Raw genomic sequence first — 20011 nt, 5'->3', positions numbered from 1 at the left:
GCGGACGCCGTCGGGCCGAGTCCTTCCGTTCTGAGGTCCGTGCCATCAGCCGTACAGCAGCTCCAACAGCTCGGGCGTGTACAGCTCTTCGACCGGACTGACGCCGGCCACCGACGAGAAGTACCGCTCCCGCAGGTCCTCGCTGGTCGCCACCGCCCTGAGCATCGCCAGCCGGTCCTCGTGGATCTCCAGCGCCGCCACGGTCAGCGTGCTGTGGTAGTCGTCGATCAGCAACTCCTTCTGGCCGGCCGCGTATTCGTCGAGAGCGGCAGCCAGCCGGACGGGTGAATGCAGTTCCGAGCCGATCGCGTCCGCCAGCGACTGCGCCTGACGGAACGCGTCGGTGATCCCACGGGCCGTGATCGAGTCCTTGTGGTGCGCGGCATCGCCGACCAGCGCCCAGCCGGGTCCCGACGCACGGCGGAAGAAGTTCCGCTGCGTGCCCGTTCCATGGAGCCGCTCCAGCGGACGCAGCCCCGGCAACCGGTCGGCCAGACCCGGCGCCGTGGTGCGGACGGCGTCCAGATACGCGGACAGCGCGTCGGCCCGCACCCGCGCAAACTCCGACTGCGGAAAGTAGGCTCCGATCAGCGTCGCTCCGTCGTGCGTGGGAATCGCGCCGACCCATCGGCCCGGAGCCTCGAAGAGCTCGAAGTGCTCCGAAACACCTTCCCAGTACGTGTAGTACGCGCAGGTCAGTTCCGGATCCTCGATCAGCGTCGCGGCTCGCACCCGGTCCGCGACCAGCGAACGCATCCCGTCCGCGCCGACGACGAGCGAGGCGTGCTCCTGCTGCGCGCCCGACCGCGCACTGCGGCAGCGCACGCCCGTGACCCGCTCACCGTCGAAGAGCAACTCCTCCACCGCGCAGCCCTCGCGGTACTCCGCACCCGCCGCCACCGCCGCCTGAACGAGCAGCGGATCGAGCAACGTACGGCGCGGCGCGTACGCCGCACGTCTGCCGTCCACGGGCCGCGAACAGCCCTCCAGACGCACATCCGCCACCTGGTACGTCACCCGGTCGAGTGGCGGGCAGCCGCTCGCGGTCACCGCGTCGAGGACTCCCCAGCGCCCGAGCAGGGCCACGCCCGGCTGGTGGATGTAGAGCGTGGAGAGCGTGTCCTTCGGGAACGCCGACCGCTCCAGCAGCAGCACGCGATAGCCGGATCTGGCCAGCAGCAGCGCGGTGGACGCGCCCGCCACGCGGGCGCCGACCACGATCACGTCATACATCGGTCTCTCCCTGGGCGTGCGAAAGACGGGCTGCTGCCGGGTGGCGGGCGGCGAGGAGGGCCGCGAGTTCGGCGGCCCGGTGTTTGACGAAGTAGTGCCCGGCGCCGGTCAGCACCTCGAGCTCCGCGGGCCCGGCGGACCGCTCCCAGTCGCGGTAGCGCTCCGCGTACCCGTCGGTCAGCGGATCCGCGTCGCCGACCACCACACACACCGGAACCTGCGGACGCGGCTCGGGATCGCGGCGGGAGCGCGCGTGCATAGAGGCAGCCTCGACCATGTCGTGCCGCACCAGCCGCACGGCACCCGCCGTGTCGTCCGGGTCCAGCGCACCGTCGAATCCGCCCAACGAGCGCAAAAACGCCTCCAGTTGCTCGTCCGAGCCCGACAACGAGCCCACGGCGCCGACCGAGCCGTTCGCGCCTTCCGCCTCGTCCGCCGCGTCCTCGTCGGGCAGCGCCGCGCCGAGATAGACCGCTGTCGGCGTCACGCCACGCAGCGCGAGCCGGTGCGCCAGCTCCACCGCGAGGACCGTGCCCGCGCAGTGTCCGTACAGCGCCACAGGTCCGGCCACCGTCGAGGAGATCTGCTCGGCCAGCTCCTCCACGGCCTCGCCCCAGTCCACGGGCGGCACATCGCGGTCCGCCGGGTCGTGGCCCGGAAGCGTGACGCCCCACAGCGCCAGATGCTCCGGCAGCTCCCGGGCCAGCGGCTGGTAAGCCAGCGCGCTGCCACCGCCGTACGGCACGCACACCAGGCTCAGTTCGACCTCGTCGCGGTCCGGCGTCAGCCGGTGCAGCCAGTTCCGGTCCCGCTGCGTGTCCTCGCGCGATGCGCGCAGATATGCGGCCAGCGCGCGTGGCGTCGGGTGCTTGAAGAGCTCGATCACCGGCAGCCCGGGATCGATGCGGCGGGCGATCCGCACCGCCTTGAACGAGTCGCCGCCCAGCGCGAAGAAGTCGTCGTCGATGCCGACGTCCGGAACATCGAGCAGAGTCCGCCACACATCGGTGACCTGCCGCTCCAGTTCGTCCCTCGGCGCGGTCACCTCGCGCCCGCTCACGACGGTGTGGTCCGGCAGCGAGGCACGGTCCAGCTTGCCGTTCGCGGTCAACGGGACGGCAGCGACCGTGACATACGTCTGCGGCAGCATCCATGGCGGGAGCTGCTCGCCGAGCGCCTTGCGCAGTTCGGCCGCCTCCGGCGCCGTCTCGTCCTGCGGCACCACATACGCCACGAGCCGGGCGTCACCCACCGCGTCCGTGCGCACCAGCACCGCCGCGTCCAGGATGCCGGGACAGGTGCGCAGCGCCGCCTCCACCTCGCCCGGCTCGATCCGGAAGCCCCGGACCTTCACCTGGTCGTCGCCGCGGCCGAGATATTCGAGTGTCCCGTCGGCACGCCACCGCGCCAGGTCGCCCGTCCGGTACATCCGGGTCCCCGGCTCTCCGTACGGGTCCGCCACGAACCGGCCTGCGGTCAGCGCCGGACGGCGCAGATATCCGCGGGCGAGCCCGGCCCCGGACACGTACATCTCACCGGCCGTGCCCGGCGGTACCGGCTGCAGCCACCGGTCGAGGACACGGATCCGCAGATCGGGAATGCCGCGTCCGATCGGGCTGCCGGTCCCGGTGGCGGCCGTCGCGGCGTCCAGTGCCAGATGGCTGACATGGACGGTGGTCTCGGTGATGCCGTACATGTTCACCAGCGACGGTGAGGTGTCGGGATGGCGGGTGTACCAGTCGGCGAGCCGACTCGGGTCGAGCGCCTCGCCGCCGAAGACGACCTGGCGCAGCGAGAGCCGGCGGCCGAGTTCGGGATGGTCGCGGTCGGCGCGGGCGAGCTGGTAGAAGGCGGACGGGGTCTGGTTGAGCACCGTCACACGCTCGCGTGCCAGCAGTCTCAGCAGCTCGACGGGGGAGCGGCTGGTCTCCTGGTCGACCACGACCAGCCGGCCGCCGTGCAACAGCGGCCCCCACAGCTCCCAGACCGAGAAGTCGAAGGCGTAGGAGTGGAAGAGCGTCCACACGTCCTCCGGCCCGAAGCCGAACCAGTGGTCCGTCGCTCCGAACAGCCGCGTCACATTGGCATGCGGGACCACGACTCCCTTCGGCCGGCCCGTCGAACCGGAGGTGTAGATGACATAGGCCGGATGAGCCGGTGTGAGGCCGCTCTGCGGATCGGCGTCCGACGCCGCCGCGAGCTGCCTGAGGATCTCGGGATCGTCGAGGAGTACGGCGGGTACGGCCATGCCCGGCGTCTGCGCGGCGACATCCGCCGTGCTGAGCAGCAGTGCGGGCGCGGCGTCCTGGAGCATGAACGAGACGCGTTCGGCCGGGTATTCGGGATCCACCGGCAGATAGGCCGCGCCCGCTTTGAGTACGGCGAGCAGCGCGACCACGAGCTCGGCGGACCGGGGCAGCGCGACCGCGACCAGGCTCTCGGGGCCCGCGCCGCGCGCCGCCAGCAGCCGGGCAAGACGGTTCGCCCGGGCGTTGAGTTCGCGGTAGGTGAGGGCGCGGTCGCCCCGGCTCAGGGCCGGCGCGTCCGGGGTCTTCGCGGCTTGGGCCTCGAAGAGCTCCGGAAGGGTCGCGGGCCGCAGGTCGGGTGCCGGGTCGTGCCACGCGCGGAGGATGCGGTGGCGTTCCGTGTCGTCGAGTACGGCGATCCGGTGCAGCGGCATGTCGGGTTCGGTGACGGCCTCGGCGACAAAGCGCTCCAGCCTGCGGGCGAGCGCCGCGGCGGTCTGCGGGTCGAAGAGATCCAGCGCGTACTCCAGCGAGCCGGTCACTCCGGCCGGAGAGGCGTCGTCGGTGAAGGTCTCCCGGACATCCACCAACAGATCGAACTTCGCGGTGCCGGAGCCGACCTCTTCGAACGCCACCTGCAATCCGGGTAGTCGGGCGGCGGCCGAGGTGTCGTTCTGCAGCGCGAGCATCACTTGGAACAGCGGGTGCCGGGCGGGTGAGCGGTCGGGGTTGAGGGCCTCGACGAGCCGGTCGAAGGGCAGATCCTGGTGCGCGTACGCGGCGAGGTCGGTCTCCCGGACCCGCCGCAGCAGCTCGGCGAAGGTCGGCGCCCCGGACACATCCGTGCGCAGGACGAGAGAGTTGACGAAGAAGCCGACGAGATTGTCCAGGGCCTCGTCCGTACGGCCCGCGACCGGTGTGCCGACCGGGATGTCCTCACCGGCGCCGAGGCGGGAGAGCAGCCCGGCGAGTGCCGCATGCAGGACCATGAAGACGCTGGTGCCGGAGTGCTGGGCGAGTTCGTGGATGCGGCGGTGTGTCGTGGCGTCGATGCGGATCGGGGTGACCGCGCCCCGGTGTGAGGCGACGGCGGGCCGCGGGCGGTCGGCGGGCAGCGTGAGCTCCTGCGGCATTCCGCTCAACCTCTCGCGCCAGTAGGCGAGTTGGTGGGCGTCCAGGCTCGCCGGATCCCGCTGATCGCCGAGGAGTTCACGCTGCCAGAGCGTGTAGTCGGCGTACTGCACCGGCAGCGGAGCCCAGCCAGGAGCCGCTCCGGCGGACCGTGCCGCGAACGCCCGCTCCAGATCCGCCAGGAACGGTGCGTAGGACCAGCCGTCGCCCGCGATGTGATGCACGACGACCAGCAGCACATGCTCGGCGGGAGTCACGGCGAACAGCTCGGCGCGTACGGGAAGTTCCGCCGCCAGATCGAAGCCGCGACCGGCGGCAGCGGCCAGCGCGTCGGTCAGCACATCCGCACCGGTGGGCGACACCGGCAGCGGAACGCCGCACCGCTCGATCGGCAGCACCAGCTGGTACGGCTCGCCGTCCTGGTCGGGAAACAGCGTGCGCAGACTCTCGTGCCGGGCGACCACATCGGCCAGCGCCTGCTCCAGCGCGGTCCTGTCGAGATCGCCGCTGATCCGGAGCGCCAGGGGCATGTTGTATGCGGCGCTCCGGCCGTCCAGCCGATGGATGAACCACAGGCGGCGCTGGCCCGGCGACAGAGGAATGCGTTCGGGCCTCGGCCGGCTTGTCACCCGTTCTCGCGCCTCGGCCGGCGGTGCGGCCACCAGCGGTGCCAGCTCGGCGACCGTCCGGTTCTGGAAGAGAGTCCGGATGGTCAGCTCGGCGCCGAGCCGGGCCCGGATGCGGCCGATCAGCCGCATGCCGCGCAGGGAATGGCCGCCCAGCTCGAAGAAGCTGTCGTCGATCCCGATGTCCTCGACGCCCAGGACCTCGGTGAACAGCCCGCACAGAACGCGCTCGACCTCGGTGCGCGGTGAACGGCCGGCCCGTCGCGGCTGTTCGTCCGGTGCGGGCAGCGCCTGCCGGTCCAGCTTTCCGCTCGGCAGCAGCGGCAGCGAGTCGAGGACCAGCACGGCGGCCGGCACCAGATGGGTCGGCAGGCTCTGCTCGGCGTACCGCAGCAACTCCGCACCGAGCGCGCCTGTTTCGTCAACTGCCGCTGCCGGAACCGCCGCCGGAACTGCGTACGCCACCAGCCGCTTGTCGCCCGGCCGGTCCTCCCGCGCCAGCACCGCCACCCGGTCCACCGCCGGATGGCCGGACAGCACGGCCTCCACCTCGCCGGGCTCGATCCGGAAGCCGCGGATCTTCACCTGCTCATCGGTACGGCCGAGGAACTCCAGATCCCCGTCGCGCAGCCGCCGCACCAGATCGCCGGTGCGGTACATCCGGCCGCCGGGCTCGCCGTACGGATCGGCGACAAACCGCTGCGCCGTCAGCCCCGGCCGGCCCAGATAGCCGCGCACCACACCCGATCCCGCGACATACAGCTCACCCGGAACGCCCGGCGGCACCGGGCGCAGCCGCTCGTCCAGCACATACACCCGCGTCCCCGGCAACGGTCGCCCGATCGGCGGCGCTCCTGCGACGAGCGGCGACTCCGGCACGCTCGTGGTCGCGCAGACGGTCACTTCGGTGGGGCCGTAGGCGTTCACCAGCCGCCGGCCGTCCGACCAGCGGGCGGCCAGCTCGGCCGGCAGCGCCTCACCGGCCAGTACGAGCGTCAGATCGGCGGGAAGCACTTCGGTGCCGGACAATGCGGCGAGCGCGCTCGGCACCAACAGCAGGTGGGAGAGGCGCTGTTCCGTGACGAGGTCGACGAGCGCGGGTCCGAGAGTGAGCCGCTCCGCCGGTGCGAGCACCAGTGTCGCGCCGGTCAGCAGACACATCGTCACCTCGGCCACAGCCGCGTCGAACGACGGAGAGGCGAACTGCAGAAGCCTGCTGCCCGGGCCGATCCCGGTCCGTTCGGCCAGACCCCTGGCCATCGCGCCGATACCGGCGTGCGGGACGAGCACACCCTTGGGCCGGCCGGTGGAGCCGGAGGTGTGGATGACATACGCGGTGTCCAGCGGGGACGGCTTGCGCAGCGAGCCGACGGTGCTCGGTGCGGCAGGCTCGTCAAGGACCAGCACGGGCGCGGTGTGGTCGCCGGGCACCGTGGACCGTAGCCCGGACGTCGTCAGCACCAGCGCCGGGGCCGCGTCCTCGAAGAGATACGCGATCCGCTCCGCCGGATAGGCGGGGTCGACCGGCAGATAGGCCGCACCCGCTTTCACCGTGGCCAGCAGCGCGACCACCAGCTCGACCGAGCGGGGCAGGACGAGAGCGACCAGTCGGCCGGGGCCGACTCGACGCGCGACCAGTTCGGCGGCCAGCGCATTGGCGCGCCGGTCCAACTCCGCGTAGCTGACGCTCTCCTGCTCGAAGACGAGCGCCGTCGCCTGCGGAGTCCTCGCGGCCTGCGCCTCGAAGAGCTCCGGGAGCGTGGCCGGCGGCCACGGCGACTCGCTGCCGCTCCACTCGTGGTGGATGCGGTGGCGCTCGTCGGAATCGAGGATGTCGATGTCGCCGACCGGGACGTCCGGCGACGTCACGGCGTCGGCGAGGAAGCGCTCCAGCCGGCGGGCGAAGGCGAGGGCCGAGCGTGCGCCGAAGAGATCGAGCGCATACTCCACCGAACCGCTCAGCCCTTGCGGGGTTCCGTCCGGTGCGAAGGACTCGACCAGCTCGACGGCCAGATCGAAGCGGGCGACGCGGGACTCGACGGCCTCGAACCGCACATCCAGACCCGGCAGTTGAGGCCCGGATCCGGTGTTGTTCTGCAGCGCGAGCATCACCTGGAACAGCGGGTGCCTGCCCGTCGAGCGTTCCGGGTTGAGGGCCTCCACCAGCTGGTCGAACGGCAGGTCCTGGTGTGCGTACGCGGCGAGGTCGGTGTCCCGGACCCGCCGCAGCAGCTCGGCGAAGGCCGGGTTCCCGGACACGTCGGTGCGCAGGACCAGCGTGTTGACGAAGAACCCGACCAGCTCGTCGAGTGCTTCGTCGGTGCGGCCGGCGACCGGCGTTCCGACCGGGATGTCCGGTCCGGCGCCGAGCCGGGACAGCAGCGCCGAGAGGGCCGCCTGTACGACCATGAACGCGCTGGTGCCGGTGGACCTGGCCAACTGGAGAATGCGGCGATGCGTTTCCGCGTCGATCCGGATCGGGGTGAGGTCTCCGCGGTGGGTGGCGACGGCGGGCCGCGGCCGGTCGAAGGGCAGCTCCAGCTCGGGCGGCAGGCCCTCCAGCGCCCTTGTCCAGTACTCCAGTTGGCGGTGCGCGAGGCCCTGGGCATCGGCCGGGTCGCCGAGGAGATCTCGCTGCCACAGCGTGTAGTCGGCGTACTGGACGGGCAGCGGCTCCCAGTCCGGCTCCGCGCCCGTCGACCGCGCGGCGAACGCCCGGCCCAGATCGGCGGCGAGCGGAGCGGCCGACCAGCCGTCCATGGCGATGTGATGGACGACAAGCAGCAGCACATGCTCGGCGTCGGAAAGCCGCAACAGATGGGCGCGCAACGGTAGTTCGGCCGAGAGATCGAAGCCTTCGGCCGCCGCTCGGGCCAGCGCCGCCGTGAGTCCGTGCTCGGTCGTCACCGAGAACCTCAGCCTCGGGCAGGCATCGGCCCCGGCGCGTATCTCCTGCCGGGGCTCGCCCTGGACGTCCGGAAAGACCGTGCGCAGGCTCTCGTGCCGGGCGACCACATCGGCCAGCGCCTGCTCCAGCGCGGTCCTGTCGAGATCGCCGCTGATCCGGAGCGCCATCGGCATGTTGTACGTCGCCCGGTCCGCGTCCTCGCGGCTGAGGAACCACAGCCGTCGCTGAGCGGGCGACAGCGGCACCGACTCGGGGCGCATGCCGGCCCGAAGCGGCGGACGGGCCTGGTCCGCGTCCCGAAGCAACTCCGCGAGTGCACCGAGGTCCGCCGCCTCGAACACGGCCTGGATGCCGAGTTCGACGCCGAACTCCGTACGCACCCGGCTGATCAGCCGCATCGCCAGCAGCGAGTGACCGCCGAGGTCGAAGAAGTTGTCGTCGACCGTGACCCGCTCACGGCCCAGCAGCTCCGCGCACAGGCCGCACAGGATCTCCTCCTCCGGGCTGCGCGAGGCGCGGCGCGCGCCTCGGGGCTTCGGCCTGATGGACCGCGCCGCCTCGTGCACGACGACGGCCTCGTGCTCCGGCTCGGCGGGGACGGGGCCGGGTTCGGGGTCGGGAAGGGCCAGCAGGGTCCAGTTCCGCTCGTCCGCGCCGGACAGCCGCATGCTGCCGAGCGGCGCGCCGGGTCCGAGTTCGGCGGCCGACTCCAGCCACGCCAGAAACGCCTCGCGGACAGCCGTGACATCGTCCGGCCCGTACCGCTCCGGACTGGCGTTTAAGTCAATACGCGTCACCAGGCCGCCCGACCCGTAGACCATGATGTCGAAATCGTCGATCCGGCCATTGGCGAGGTTGTGCACGGTGGAAGGCAGGCCGCCGAACGACGGTCCCGCGTCGAACATCATGATGTTGATCGACGGGCCGGTGATGTGGTCGGCGCGGCCGGTCAGCCCGAGGTCGTGGCGGATCTCCTCGTAGCGGTACCGCTGATGGCGCAGCGCCTGACGCACCTCGCCGGTCACCTGGCGGACCAGCTCGCGCTGGGTCGTCGACGGGTTCGCCGTCAGTCGCAGCGGCAGCACATTGGACGTCATGCCGGGAACGGCCCGGGTCGCGCGGCTGGTGCGGCCGGTGACCGGGAGGGCCAGCGTGAGTTCGCTCGCTCCCGTCATACGGTGCAGCACTCCCGCGAGCGAGGCGATGAGCAGGCCGGGGACACTGGTGGCGGAGGCCGCGGCGAGTTCCTTGAGCCGGGCCGCGGGTTTTGGTCCGACGTCGACGCTCTGCCGGATGAAGCCGAGGCCGCCGACCGTGCTGCCGACCGCGCCTGTGCCTGTGCCCGTGCCTGTGCCCGGGAAGGTGATGGCGTCCGCCCGGCCCGCCATCCGCTCGGTCCAGTACCGCCGGTCGTCGGCATGACTCTCCGACGCCCGGTAGGCGGTGTCCTCGTCCAGCAGGATCCGCAACGAGCCGAACGCGCCGTCGTCGGCCGAAACGCCGTCCACCAGCGCGGAGTACAGGTCGGCGACACGCCCGGCGAGCAGCGTCCCCGCGAAGCCGTCCATCGCGATGTGATGGCAGCGCTGGTACCAGAGGAACCGTTCGGCGCCGGTCCTCAACAGGGCCATGGAGAACACCGGCCCGTTCTCCAGATCCAGCGGTCGTACGACGTCCGCCCTCATCCAGGCCTCGGCCGCCGCCTGCGGATCGGCCTGCTCGCGCAAATCCAGCACCGGGAACGGCCAGAACTCCAGCGGCTCCACGAGCTGCGAAAGACCGCTCGCCTCGCCCCCGCCGTCGCCGCCGCCGTCGCCGCCGTCCGCGACGAACCGCGCGTTCATCGCCTCGGTCTCGCCAACCCCCTGCCGAACCGCCACCTCGAACAGCATCGGATCGAGCGCGCCGCGGATCTCGACGTAGTGGGCGATCGAAAAGGCCGGACTGTCCGGGGCGAGCTGCTGCGCGAACCAGATACCGGTCTGCGCGCTCGACGCGGGCCACGACCCGCCGTATTCGGAACCAGACATGTCCGCCCCCTGAAGAATTGTCCAGCAATGCAAAAGGATTCCCCGCGGCCGGTCACGCTAGCACCGCATCCGAGCCGTACGGCAGGCTGAACTTGACCTTCCGGCTGACCAGTTGCTGCCACTGACAACAACCTGCCCGGAGATTTCCGCGAGGCAGATGGATCGGACACTCCGGCTGCGGTTACGTTCGTCCTGTCCCTGGGAGAGGGGCGACCGGGCAGGGGGGATGGACATGCCGCATCAGCCGTATTCCTATACGCGCAGGGAACTCATCGAGCCGGACTGGAAACGACTCCCGGCCTGGCGGGACGTGACCCCGGAACAATGGCGCGACGCGCGCTGGCAGCGGGCCCACTGTGTGAAGAACACGCGGCAGCTCCACTCGGTTTACGGCGCCTCGCTGCCGGAGTCCTTCTACCGGGACATCGAGCGTGACCAGGCCGAACGGGCCACGATGTCACTGCTGTTGCCGCCCTATGTCCTCAACACCATGGCACCGGCGGCCGAACCGGACGCGGACGCGATGTATGCCGATCCGGTACGCCGCCATATGCTGCCCGCCTTCTCCGATCGCGATCCCGAGTGGCCCTCGCATCCGCACGCGTCCCGCGATTCGCTGCATGAGGCAGAAATGTGGGCGGTCGAAGGTCTCACGCACCGCTATCCGACAAAAGTGCTGGCGGAACTCCTCTCCACGTGTCCGCAGTACTGCGGACACTGCACCCGTATGGATCTGGTCGGAAATTCCACTCCCCAAGTGCGGAAGCTGAAATTCACCGTACGCAGGCCGGACCGACTGAACGCCATGCTCGGCTATATCCGCGAAACACCCGCAGTTCGCGATGTGGTGGTCTCGGGCGGCGACATAGCGAATGTGCCGTGGCCGCGGCTCGAGGAATTCATCATGGCCCTGCTGGACATCGACCATGTACGGGACATCCGGCTCGCGTCCAAGGCGCTTGTCGACCTGCCGCAGCACTGGCTGACTCCCGGTGCGCGCAGTTGCGTCGAACGGCTGGCCAAGACCGCCCGCGACCGTGGCGTCGCTCTCGCGCTCCACACCCATGTCAACGCCGCCCAGCAGGTCACACCGCTCGCCGCGCAGGCCGCGCGGACCATGCTCGACCTCGGCATCCGCGATGTCCGCAACCAGGGCGTGCTGCTGCGCGGCGTCAACGACTCCGCGCAGCAACTCCTGGACCTGTGCTTCGCGTTGCTCGACGGCGCGGGTGTCCTGCCGTACTACTTCTACCTCTGCGACATGATCCCGAACGCCGAGCACTGGCGGCTCGCGCTCCACGAGGCGCAGGACCTGCAACAGGCGATCATGGGTTATCTGCCGGGCTTCGCCACACCGCGCATCGTGTGCGACGTGCCGTTCGTCGGCAAGCGCTGGGTACACCAGACCGAGGAGTACGACCGCGAACGCGGCATCTCCAGCTGGACGAAGAACTACCTCACCGCGCTGGAGCAGGACGACCCGTTCGCGCTCGCGCGACGCCACCACTACTACGACCCGGTGCAGACGCTCGGCGAGGAAGGACAGAGCTGGTGGCGGCGTAAGGAAGCGGCCGCCGCACGTCCCTGAGTTCCGCACGCCCCTGAATTCCGTACCACCGAACGCACCCGAACCCGCGAGAGGCAGTGCCATGTCCACCCCAACCGATCCCGCGGCCACGGATGTCATCGCCGGCTTCCGGCGAACCGCCCGGCTCCATCCCGAGCGCACGGCGATCGTCCACAACGGAACCGTCATCGACTACCGGACCCTCGACCGTCTGGTCACCGGCATCGCCACCCGCCTCGGACCCGCGCCCGGCACGGTCGCGGTTGCGGCACACCGGACCGCGCCCACCGTTGTGGCGCTGCTCGGTGTGCTGGCCGCGGGCGGGGCGTACTGCCCGATCGACCCGGCATACCCCGCCGAGCGGCGCGAGGCGCTGGCGCATGCCGCAGGCTGCCGGAGTGTCGTCGCCACCGGGCCCGGGCCGGAGCTGGTGGCCGGCCTGCCGGTCATCGACGCCACGGAGGTGAGGCCCGCCGACACGCATCCGGGCGATCACGGGAGTGCCGCGTTCCACGGAAGCCCGGCGGACCCCGCGTACATCCTGTTCACCTCCGGATCCACCGGAGCGCCCAAGCCGGTGGTGACGCCGCGGCGCGCCATCGCCGCGGCCGTCCGTTCGCTGGGCGGTTTCCTCGCTCTCACCGCCGACGACCACGTGCTCCAGTTCGCTTCGCTCAACTGGGACACCTGCTTCGAAGAGATTCTGCCCGCGCTCACCGTCGGCGCCGCGCTGGTCATCGACGACGCGGCGCACACCGGCTCCTACCGCCGTTTCCTCGACACCGTCGAGCGGGAGCGGATCACCGTCGTCGATCTGCCCACCGCCTACTGGCACGAGCTCGTCCACCATCTGGTGCGGGAGCGGCAGCCGTTGCCGTCGTGCCTGCGGACGGTCGTCATCGGCGGCGAGGCCGCCCACGCCGCGCGGCTGGCCGACTGGCGCGCGCTGGACACGGCGGCTGTACGGCTGGTCAACACCTACGGCTGCACCGAGACGACCCTGGTCACGCATGCCGTCGATCTGCACGGTCCGCTCACGGCCGAGCGGACCGCGCAGGGAGGTGAGCCCGTGCCGATCGGGTGGCCGCTGCCGCACGTCGTCGAACGCATCGGCCGCGACGGCGAGTTGCTGATCGGCGGAGACTCCGTCGCGCTCGGCTACCACCAACTGCCCACCGCCACCGCGGAGAAGTTCCTCGTCCTCGGCACGGCGACGGGCGCCGTGCGCTTCTTCCGTACCGGAGACCTGGTACGACAGCTCGACAACGGCGTGCTCGTCCACGAGGGCCGCGCCGACCATCAGCTGAAGGTCTCTGGCATCCGGGTCGACCCCGGGGAGGTCGAGGCGCAGCTCTGCGCACACCCCGGGGTCGCGGCGGCCGCCGTCACCGGTCGCGTCCGGGACGGCCTGACGAGTCTGGCCGCGTACGTCGTGCCCGCGCCGGGCGCCGAGCACGCCGAACTGCCCGCCGACATCCTGGCCTTCGTGCGCCGCCGCAGCCCGCGCCATCTCGTGCCGGCCGCGGTCGCCGTCGTACCGCAGCTTCCGTACACGGCGAGCGGCAAGGTCGACCGCTCACGGCTGTCCTGACTCAGCCGCGGCCCTCGAGCGCCGCGCGGCTCAGGAACGCCAGACGCGCCCGCTTCTCTGGCTTGTCGATCTCCGGGCCGAGCACAAATCCGGCCCGGAGCATGCGTTCGATGGCCTTCGCGTTGCGGGCGTCGGGCTCGACGACGATCCGCTGATGCACCGGATCCGACAGCACAAAGCCGATGAGTGCGGTCATCAGGCCGCCGGTGAAGCCCCGCTCCGCCGTGCCGGAGGAGGGGCCGATCAGCAGATGGATACCGAAGTCGCCGGGCTGCACGTCGTAGCACTCGCCGACCGGGTCGGCGGCGGGATCGTACGTCTGGAAGAGCGCTACCGGCTTGCCCTCGCGGAAGGCGAGGAAGGCGTGATGGGTGCTGAGCGAGTCGACGTACTCGTATATCTCCCGCACCTGTTCACGGCTGTGGCCGACCATGCCCCAGAACTGTGCGCGCTCCTCGGTGACCCAGCCGTGGACGAGGTCGGCATCGGCGGCCGGGTCCAGCGGAACGATGCGTACGGTCCCGAAACCCTCGACGGTCTGCTCGTGCACCGCCTCGCGCGAGAGGTCGGGGGCAGCGGCGGGGGAGGTGGTGGCCATGGTTTCCTCGGTGAGTCGGGTCCAGTCGGTGATCACAGGTACGAGTTCGCCGCGCAGCCACAGCGGCAGTTGGTCGCGGCGGTGCGGATCACCGGGCACCCCGGACGCGCCGAACGGCACCGCCCAGAGGCTGTTGTCCCGGCGGTCCAGGTCCCAGACATAGCGCGCGGCCGGTCCGCGCGAGCTGAGGTCGGTCAGGCCGGGCACGCTGGTGGTCGACAGCACACAGTCGTGGTCGCCGGAGAGCGCGGGCCATTCCTCGTGCTGCTCGCCGGGCAGCGCCTGCCACGGCGCGAGCCGGTGCTTGCTGCCCCAGGCCGCCGGCTCACCGGCCGCCGCCGCGACCTCCTCGACCGCGGCCCGGACGAGTTCCGTACGGTCCATGTCGGGCAGCGCCCGGGTCGTGAGCAGGCCTTCCAGCGCGAAGGCGACGCGCGGGAGGAAGGCCAGCCAGGGGCGCAGGGCCTCCGGGTACGACGCCGGATCCACCTGCTTCGCCAGTTTCTCCAGCGCGGGGTGCCCGGCGATCCGGTGCACCACGGCCGATCTCAGCTCGGCGTACGCGGCCGCGTCCGTGCTCTGCGCGTCCATCCGGCGGTCCCAGCCGAGCAGTTGCTCCCGGAGTACTTCCGCGTTCGCGCTGAGCCCGTCGAGTTCGGCGAGGATCGTCAACAGGGGTGTGGCGGAGGCCAGATGCGTGTCCATGTGGACCGCTGCCATGCCCTCTGGCGTCCAGTCGTGGTGTTCGCTCAGCAGCGTCCGGATGCGTTCGGACCGGTGGGGTGCGGCGAATTCGACGCCGAGCGGCGTGGCCAGGCCGCGTCCGTTCGCCATCACCGCGATGTCGTCGACGGTCCGGCGGGGCATGGGCTCGTACCGGCCGAGCCATTCGTGTCTTCGCCGCCACGCCGGCACCACCCGCAGCCGGTTGTCCTCGTGCCGCAGCGGCACGCGGCCCGCGACGCGATGCAGCAGTCCGCCTTCGGTGTCCGCGGCCTGAACGACGTTGACGGGCTCGGTCCACTGGTCGAACGCCCGGTCCACATCGCCGACGGTGCGCGCCCGCAGCAGCGCGGGCAGCGCTTCGAAGCCGAGGTCACCGGTCACTCGTGGCGGAATGCGCAGGCTGATCGCCTCCGCGGCGTCGGGTCCGCCGACCACGACGGGCCCGCGCTCGGTCTCGATCACCTCGACGACGACGGGCTCGCCGCCGGCGACCTCGATGGTCTCGGTGTGCACGGATGCGGGCTGCCAGCCGTCCGGGCCCAGTGCCTCCACCTCGGTGCCCCGGCGGCGAAGCTGTTCCCGGTACAGGTCCTGGTAGTCGGCCATGGCGTTGGTGATCGCCCAGGCCACCGAGCCGGTGTGCCCGAAATGTGCGATTCCGGGAACGCCGGGGACGGCCAGTCCCACCACGTCGAACTCCGGGCACGCCAGATGGATCTGCTGGTAGATGCCCGGATCCTCGATGAGCCGGTGCGGATCGCCCGCGATCAGTGGCGCGCCACTTTCGGTCCGCCCGCCGGTGACAAGCCATCCGTTGCTTCCGGAACTGCCGCTGCCGTCCGTGGCGAACAGCTCGATCAGCTCCTCGCCGAGCGCACGGGCCACCTCCTCGCGCCAGAGCTTCGTCGGGAAGCCCGCGAAGAGGATGTGCGTGGTGAGCCAGATGCCCAGCGGCGTCCACGGCTGCCAGGCCCCCGGCTCCAGCCCGGTCTCCGCGAACTCGGGCGAGCGGCGCGCCCCTTCGCCGAGACCGGCGTTCACACCGTCGACGTACGCGCCGATCCAGGCCGCGGTGTCCGGGTCGAGTCCGCGGAAGCAGCGCCTCGCGGTGTCGTCCAGGCGTGCCTGCCGGGCGAAGCGGTCCCAGCCGACGGCGCTCTCGCCGAGGTGCGCGGCCGAGGTGCCCTGCGACCTGTGCCGGTCCGTCTCCATCTGCCACGCCCGGTCGGTGGCTGCATTCCGCCCCTGCGCAAAGGCGAGTTCGTCCGCGCTGCCGGCCCGTAGATGCGGGATACCCCAGGCGTCACGGTAGATCTTGGTGCTCAACTTGTTCCCCGCCCTTGATGGCTCATTCCCCCACCTTGTTTAGGTTAGGCTGGCCTAAATTAATGCACGAGTGTTCGGGAGACAATCCCGGACCGATGGGGAGGAGCTGTCGTGGGGCATGGCTGGGAGGGCGTCGTCCTCAAACTGATGCGCGGCAAGGACTTCGAGTTCACCGTGACCGGGGCCGAAGAAGTCTCGGAGCACTTCCGGCGCGTCCACTTCACCGACGGCGGCATGCTCGCGCTCACCGGAGTGCACCCCACGATGTGGGTCCGGATCTGGTTCGACAACGCCGGCAAGCCCCATCAGCGCGCGTACACGCTGGTGGACCCGGATCCCGCGGCCGGCACGTTCAGCCTGGAGTTCGCGCTGCACGAAGGCTGCGCGAGCGACTGGGCACGCAAGGCGCAGCCCGGCGACACCGTCGAGGCGACCCTCCAGGGCACCGGCTTCAGCGCGCCCGACCCGCTGCCGAGCCGGCTGTTCGTCATCGGCGACCCGGCCTCGCTCCCGGCGATCAACTCGCTGCTGGACGCGTTGCCGAAGGTGCCCGCGACGATCTGGTTCGAGACCACGCACGCCTCGGACGAGGACCTGCCGCTGCGGCTCGACTCCGCGCACCACGAGGTGCACCGCGTGCCCCGCCGCGAGGCCGGCGGCCACCTCGTCGAGCAGGTGAAGTCGGCGCTGCCCGGACTGCTCGGCGACCCCTCGGGCGCGTATGTCTGGATCGCCTGCGACACGACGACGACCCGGACCCTCACGGCGTACGCCCGCAAGGACCTGGCCCTGCCCAAGGACCGCGTCAACGCACTCGGTTACTGGCGCGCGGCCTGACCGCAAGCACCGCACGCACCGCACGCACCGCGCGTACGCTGACGCGGTGACGACCGCCGACCCGTTGCAGCGTGCCCTGCACGACACCGGTGACCTGCCCCTGCGCCCGCTGCCGCAGCGTGCGGCGGAGCTCCTGGAGGCCCTGGACGCTCCGCCGCGCCTCGCGGCGCATCTGCGGGCCGTTCACGATGTCGCGCACCAGCTCGTCGGCTGGGCGGAACGGCGGTATCCGACGCTTCGCATCGATCGCGACGCCGTGCTCTTCGGCGCGGCCACGCACGACCTGGGCAAGACGGTGCATGTCGCCGAACTCGGCGGCTCCGGCTCCCGGCACGAGGAGGCCGGACGCGAGCTGCTGCTGTCCCACGGAGTCAGCGCGCAGCTCGCACGTTTCGCCGCCACCCACGCGTCCTGGTCCGTCCTCGACCCGGACGACCCCGCCGCGATCGAGGACCTGTTGGTGAGCGTCGCCGACAAGGTCTGGAAGAACAAACGGGTGCCCGAACTCGAGGATCTGCTCGTCGCGCGGCTGGCCGCCGTGAGCGGACGCGAGGTCTGGGAGGAGTTCCTGGCGCTCGACGAAGTCCTGGCGCGCATCGGCGAAGACGCCGACGCCCGCCTGGACTTCCAGGCCGCCCACCCGGTGCGCCGCTGACGCACCGGGCTTCCCGACGGGTAGCTGACGCACCGGGCCCCGTGCGGTCGCCCACGCCGTGGCATCAGGCCCGAGGCGTCACCGCTCCACCGGCAGCGTCACGCTGCTGACTCCCGTCCGGACCGTCATCCGCGTCCCCGACGGATACCGCAGCGTGTAGTCGTAGTCCGTCGAGATCAGCACCACACCCAGCCGGTGGCCCTTCTTGAAGACGTAGTCCTGCGGCTGCATGCCCCACTCCAGCTTGTACTCCCGGCCCTCGACGACCTTGTCCTCGTGCGTGATCGAGCGACGGTTGCGCGCGTCCAGCCAGCCACGGGAGACGATCTTGAAGTCGGCCGTCTCCGTGCGGTGCACCGTGCGATAGGTGCAGCCGGTGTCCTGAGGGATGCCCTCGCCGTAACAGATCAGCTTCGAGGTGTCCGCCACCGTGCCCGCCGTCGCCCTCGTGTCCCGGCCGTAGTCGACGAGCAGCGCCGTCACATAGGGCGATGTCCCGTCGAGCGACGCCCGCACCGAGACCTCCGGCACGCCGTTGACCCGCAGATCCTTCGGCAGCGCGCCGGTCGTGTACACGAGCCGGTTCGGGTTGGCTCCGTCCGGATCCGCTGCCAGCGTCTCCGCCGTGACCGTACGGCCCGCGTCCGACAGCGACTGCGTCACCGGCACATCCGGCAGCGCACCCAGTCCGCCCGCGTTCAGCCGCATCGTCAGATCACGCGTGCCGCGCGCCGGCCAGTCGGACTGCGCACGCCAGCTGAAGTCGGACTGCTCGACCTCGACCGGCGGTGCGTCGAGAGCGCCGTTGTCCAGGTCGTACAGCCAGTAGTCGAACCACTGGTGCAGCTGACCCAGCCACGCCTCCATCCGCAGCGGCATCGGATTGATGTGACCTGCCTGATGCAGCCACAGCCTGCGCGGCACATCGTGCCTCTTCAGCGCCTCCCACAACTGACCGACGTGCTGCGTCTTCACGTTCCAGTCGTTGCCGCCGTGCACGGCGAACACTCCGGCCCTGATATTCCGGACGTCCTTGACGTAGTCCCGCTCCGCCCAGAACCGGCTCCAGTCGCCGGTCTTACGGTCCTGATCCGCCGTCAGCCCGTCCAGCACCGGCTTGCAGACCTCCCGGTCGGTGCGGCTGTAGACGGCCTTGGCGAGAATGTCGGTGTCCTCGCCCTGATAACCGCCCGGCGCGACGACCCCGCCGTTCGCCCGGTAGTAGTCGTACCAGGACGATATGCCGGAGATCGGCACGATCGCCCTGAGGCCCTCGACTCCGGTCGCCGCGACGGCCGTTGGCAGCGTTCCGTTGTACGAGATCCCCATCATCGCGGTGTTGCCCGTCGACCAGGCCGCGCCGACCGGCCGGCCTTCCGGGTCCCAGCCCTTCGCCCGGCCGTTCAGCCAGTCGACGGCGGCCTTCGCGCCGAGGGTTTCGTTGCGTCCGCCGGAGGTCGGGCAGCCGGTGGAGCCGCCGGTGCCGAGGCTGTCGAGCTGGGCCACCGCATAACCGCGTGGCAGAAAGTAGTTGTCGGTGTAGCCGGGGAAGGGCACCGAGGGGCCGATGAGGCCGGGCAGCCGCTCCTCGCCCGCGCGCTGCTTCGCCGGCAGCCCGTCCTCGTCCAGGTCCACCGGGTGGAAGGGCACATCGTTGCCGCCGCCCCAGTAAGGGCTCGCCTCGATGATGGTGGCGACCTTCAGGCCGGCATCGGTCTCCTTCGGCCGCAGGATCCGCATCCTCACGGTGTCGAGGCGGCCGTCGCCGTCACTGTCGGCCTCCGTCTCGATGTCCACGAGCTGCGAGATCGCGTCCGCGCGGGAGAAGACCGGCTCGGTCCGGTCGCCGACGATACGCAGCGCCGGATCGTCGGCCTGCGCGACGGGAGCGGGCAGCGCCGCGATCAGCGAAGCCGCGAGCGCGGTGATGCCCAGCCTCCGGGCCGTACGTAAAGCGGTGGGGGTCGCCATCGTGCCTCCAGGGACCGGGAAGTGACGATCACGCGGGGAGCGCGCGCACATTCCACCGCGTGCGCGCGCCCCGCGCCAGACCCAACTCCCGCCACTTCCGCCCCCGTCCGATGCGTCGGGCTGAATGTCAGCCGGTGAAGGACTCGGGACCGAAGCGGCCCCACGCGATGAAGGCCGCAAGCGCGAGATAGATCAGGTTCAGCACCACGAACGCGGATTCGCCGCGTCGGCCGTGGGTGATCATTGCGCCGACCATCAGCAGGACCCAGCAGACGGCAGTCACCGGCACCAGAACCGGTGCGATGTCGAGTGCGGCGGGCAGGATCAGGCCTGCCGCGGCCAGCAGCTCCAGGACGCCGAGGGTCTTGAGGAAGCCGGCGCTCACGTCCGCGGTCCATCCCCCACCAGGAAGCGCGGCCAGTTTTTCCTTGGGCACGAATGTCTTGCTGATGCCGCCGCCCAGGGCTACCGCGGCCAGCAGTCCGGCAGCGATCCACAGCGCGATGTCCATCATCTGCTCCTTGATCGAGGATTGCCTGCACCGAGTACGACGGATCAGCAGCCCC

At 70.9% G+C, this 20011-nt stretch carries 9 protein-coding genes; 4 read left to right on the top strand and 5 right to left on the bottom strand.

The window, feature by feature from the left end:
* Window positions 1-45: 45 nt before the first annotated feature.
* Together ACH4YL_RS00860 and ACH4YL_RS00855 are read right to left on the bottom strand one after the other, a co-directional pair.
* Window positions 46-1233 carry an NAD(P)/FAD-dependent oxidoreductase gene (locus ACH4YL_RS00860; protein WP_398503440.1) on the bottom strand — a complete coding sequence of 396 codons (1188 nt, stop codon included), beginning with the start codon at window positions 1231-1233 and terminating at the stop codon, window positions 46-48.
* Window positions 1226-10174, bottom strand: coding sequence for an amino acid adenylation domain-containing protein (locus ACH4YL_RS00855; protein WP_398503438.1), 8949 nt, complete (start codon window positions 10172-10174; stop codon window positions 1226-1228). The genes ACH4YL_RS00860 and ACH4YL_RS00855 overlap by 8 nt, the downstream gene beginning before the upstream one ends.
* Before the next feature lie 232 nt (window positions 10175-10406).
* On the opposite strand from ACH4YL_RS00855, the gene ACH4YL_RS00850 reads away from it, so the two are divergent.
* Together ACH4YL_RS00850 and ACH4YL_RS00845 are read left to right on the top strand one after the other, a co-directional pair.
* Complete coding sequence (locus ACH4YL_RS00850; RefSeq protein ID WP_398503436.1) at window positions 10407-11762, top strand: KamA family radical SAM protein; 1356 nt, start codon at window positions 10407-10409, stop codon at window positions 11760-11762.
* Window positions 11763-11823: 61 nt separating this feature from the next.
* Window positions 11824-13332, top strand: a complete 1509-nt coding sequence (locus ACH4YL_RS00845; RefSeq protein ID WP_398503434.1) for an amino acid adenylation domain-containing protein — start codon at window positions 11824-11826, stop codon at window positions 13330-13332.
* Window position 13333: 1 nt separating this feature from the next.
* Here ACH4YL_RS00845 and ACH4YL_RS00840 read toward each other — a convergent pair whose 3' ends face one another.
* Window positions 13334-15982 carry a GNAT family N-acetyltransferase gene (locus ACH4YL_RS00840; RefSeq protein ID WP_398503432.1) on the bottom strand — a complete coding sequence of 883 codons (2649 nt, stop codon included), beginning with the start codon at window positions 15980-15982 and terminating at the stop codon, window positions 13334-13336.
* A 111-nt stretch (window positions 15983-16093) separates the two neighbouring features.
* Between ACH4YL_RS00840 and ACH4YL_RS00835 the strand changes: the two genes are divergently transcribed.
* Both ACH4YL_RS00835 and ACH4YL_RS00830 read left to right on the top strand, forming a co-directional pair.
* Complete coding sequence (locus ACH4YL_RS00835; RefSeq protein WP_398503431.1) at window positions 16094-16819, top strand: siderophore-interacting protein; 726 nt, start codon at window positions 16094-16096, stop codon at window positions 16817-16819.
* Between the two features lie 46 nt (window positions 16820-16865).
* Window positions 16866-17474 carry an HD domain-containing protein gene (locus tag ACH4YL_RS00830; RefSeq protein WP_398503429.1) on the top strand — a complete coding sequence of 203 codons (609 nt, stop codon included), beginning with the start codon at window positions 16866-16868 and terminating at the stop codon, window positions 17472-17474.
* Window positions 17475-17552: 78 nt separating this feature from the next.
* On the opposite strand, the gene ACH4YL_RS00825 is transcribed toward ACH4YL_RS00830, so the two are convergent.
* Together ACH4YL_RS00825 and ACH4YL_RS00820 are read right to left on the bottom strand one after the other, a co-directional pair.
* Window positions 17553-19445, bottom strand: a complete 1893-nt coding sequence (locus tag ACH4YL_RS00825) for a Xaa-Pro dipeptidyl-peptidase (protein ID WP_398503428.1) — start codon at window positions 19443-19445, stop codon at window positions 17553-17555.
* A gap of 127 nt (window positions 19446-19572) precedes the next feature.
* Window positions 19573-19956 carry a DoxX family protein gene (locus tag ACH4YL_RS00820; protein WP_398504346.1) on the bottom strand — a complete coding sequence of 128 codons (384 nt, stop codon included), beginning with the start codon at window positions 19954-19956 and terminating at the stop codon, window positions 19573-19575.
* Between the last annotated feature and the right edge of the window lie 55 nt (window positions 19957-20011).

It is taken from the genome of Streptomyces sp. NPDC020681 (assembly GCF_044334895.1).
GTDB lineage: Bacteria > Actinomycetota > Actinomycetes > Streptomycetales > Streptomycetaceae > Streptomyces.
The sequence above is the reverse complement of the archived record's forward strand: the minus strand, read 5'-3'. Positions and strand labels throughout refer to the sequence as shown.

Excerpts from the sequence above, each read along its gene's own strand:
- ACH4YL_RS00845 (WP_398503434.1), top strand. The coding sequence starts at position 11,824 with ATGTCCACCCCAACCGATCCCGCGGCCACGGATGTCATCGCCGGCTTC.
- ACH4YL_RS00825 (WP_398503428.1), bottom strand. The coding sequence starts at position 19,445 with ATGGCGACCCCCACCGCTTTACGTACGGCCCGGAGGCTGGGCATCACC.
- ACH4YL_RS00860 (WP_398503440.1), bottom strand. The coding sequence starts at position 1,233 with ATGTATGACGTGATCGTGGTCGGCGCCCGCGTGGCGGGCGCGTCCACC.
- ACH4YL_RS00855 (WP_398503438.1), bottom strand. The coding sequence starts at position 10,174 with ATGTCTGGTTCCGAATACGGCGGGTCGTGGCCCGCGTCGAGCGCGCAG.
- ACH4YL_RS00850 (WP_398503436.1), top strand. The coding sequence starts at position 10,407 with ATGCCGCATCAGCCGTATTCCTATACGCGCAGGGAACTCATCGAGCCG.
- ACH4YL_RS00820 (WP_398504346.1), bottom strand. The coding sequence starts at position 19,956 with ATGGACATCGCGCTGTGGATCGCTGCCGGACTGCTGGCCGCGGTAGCC.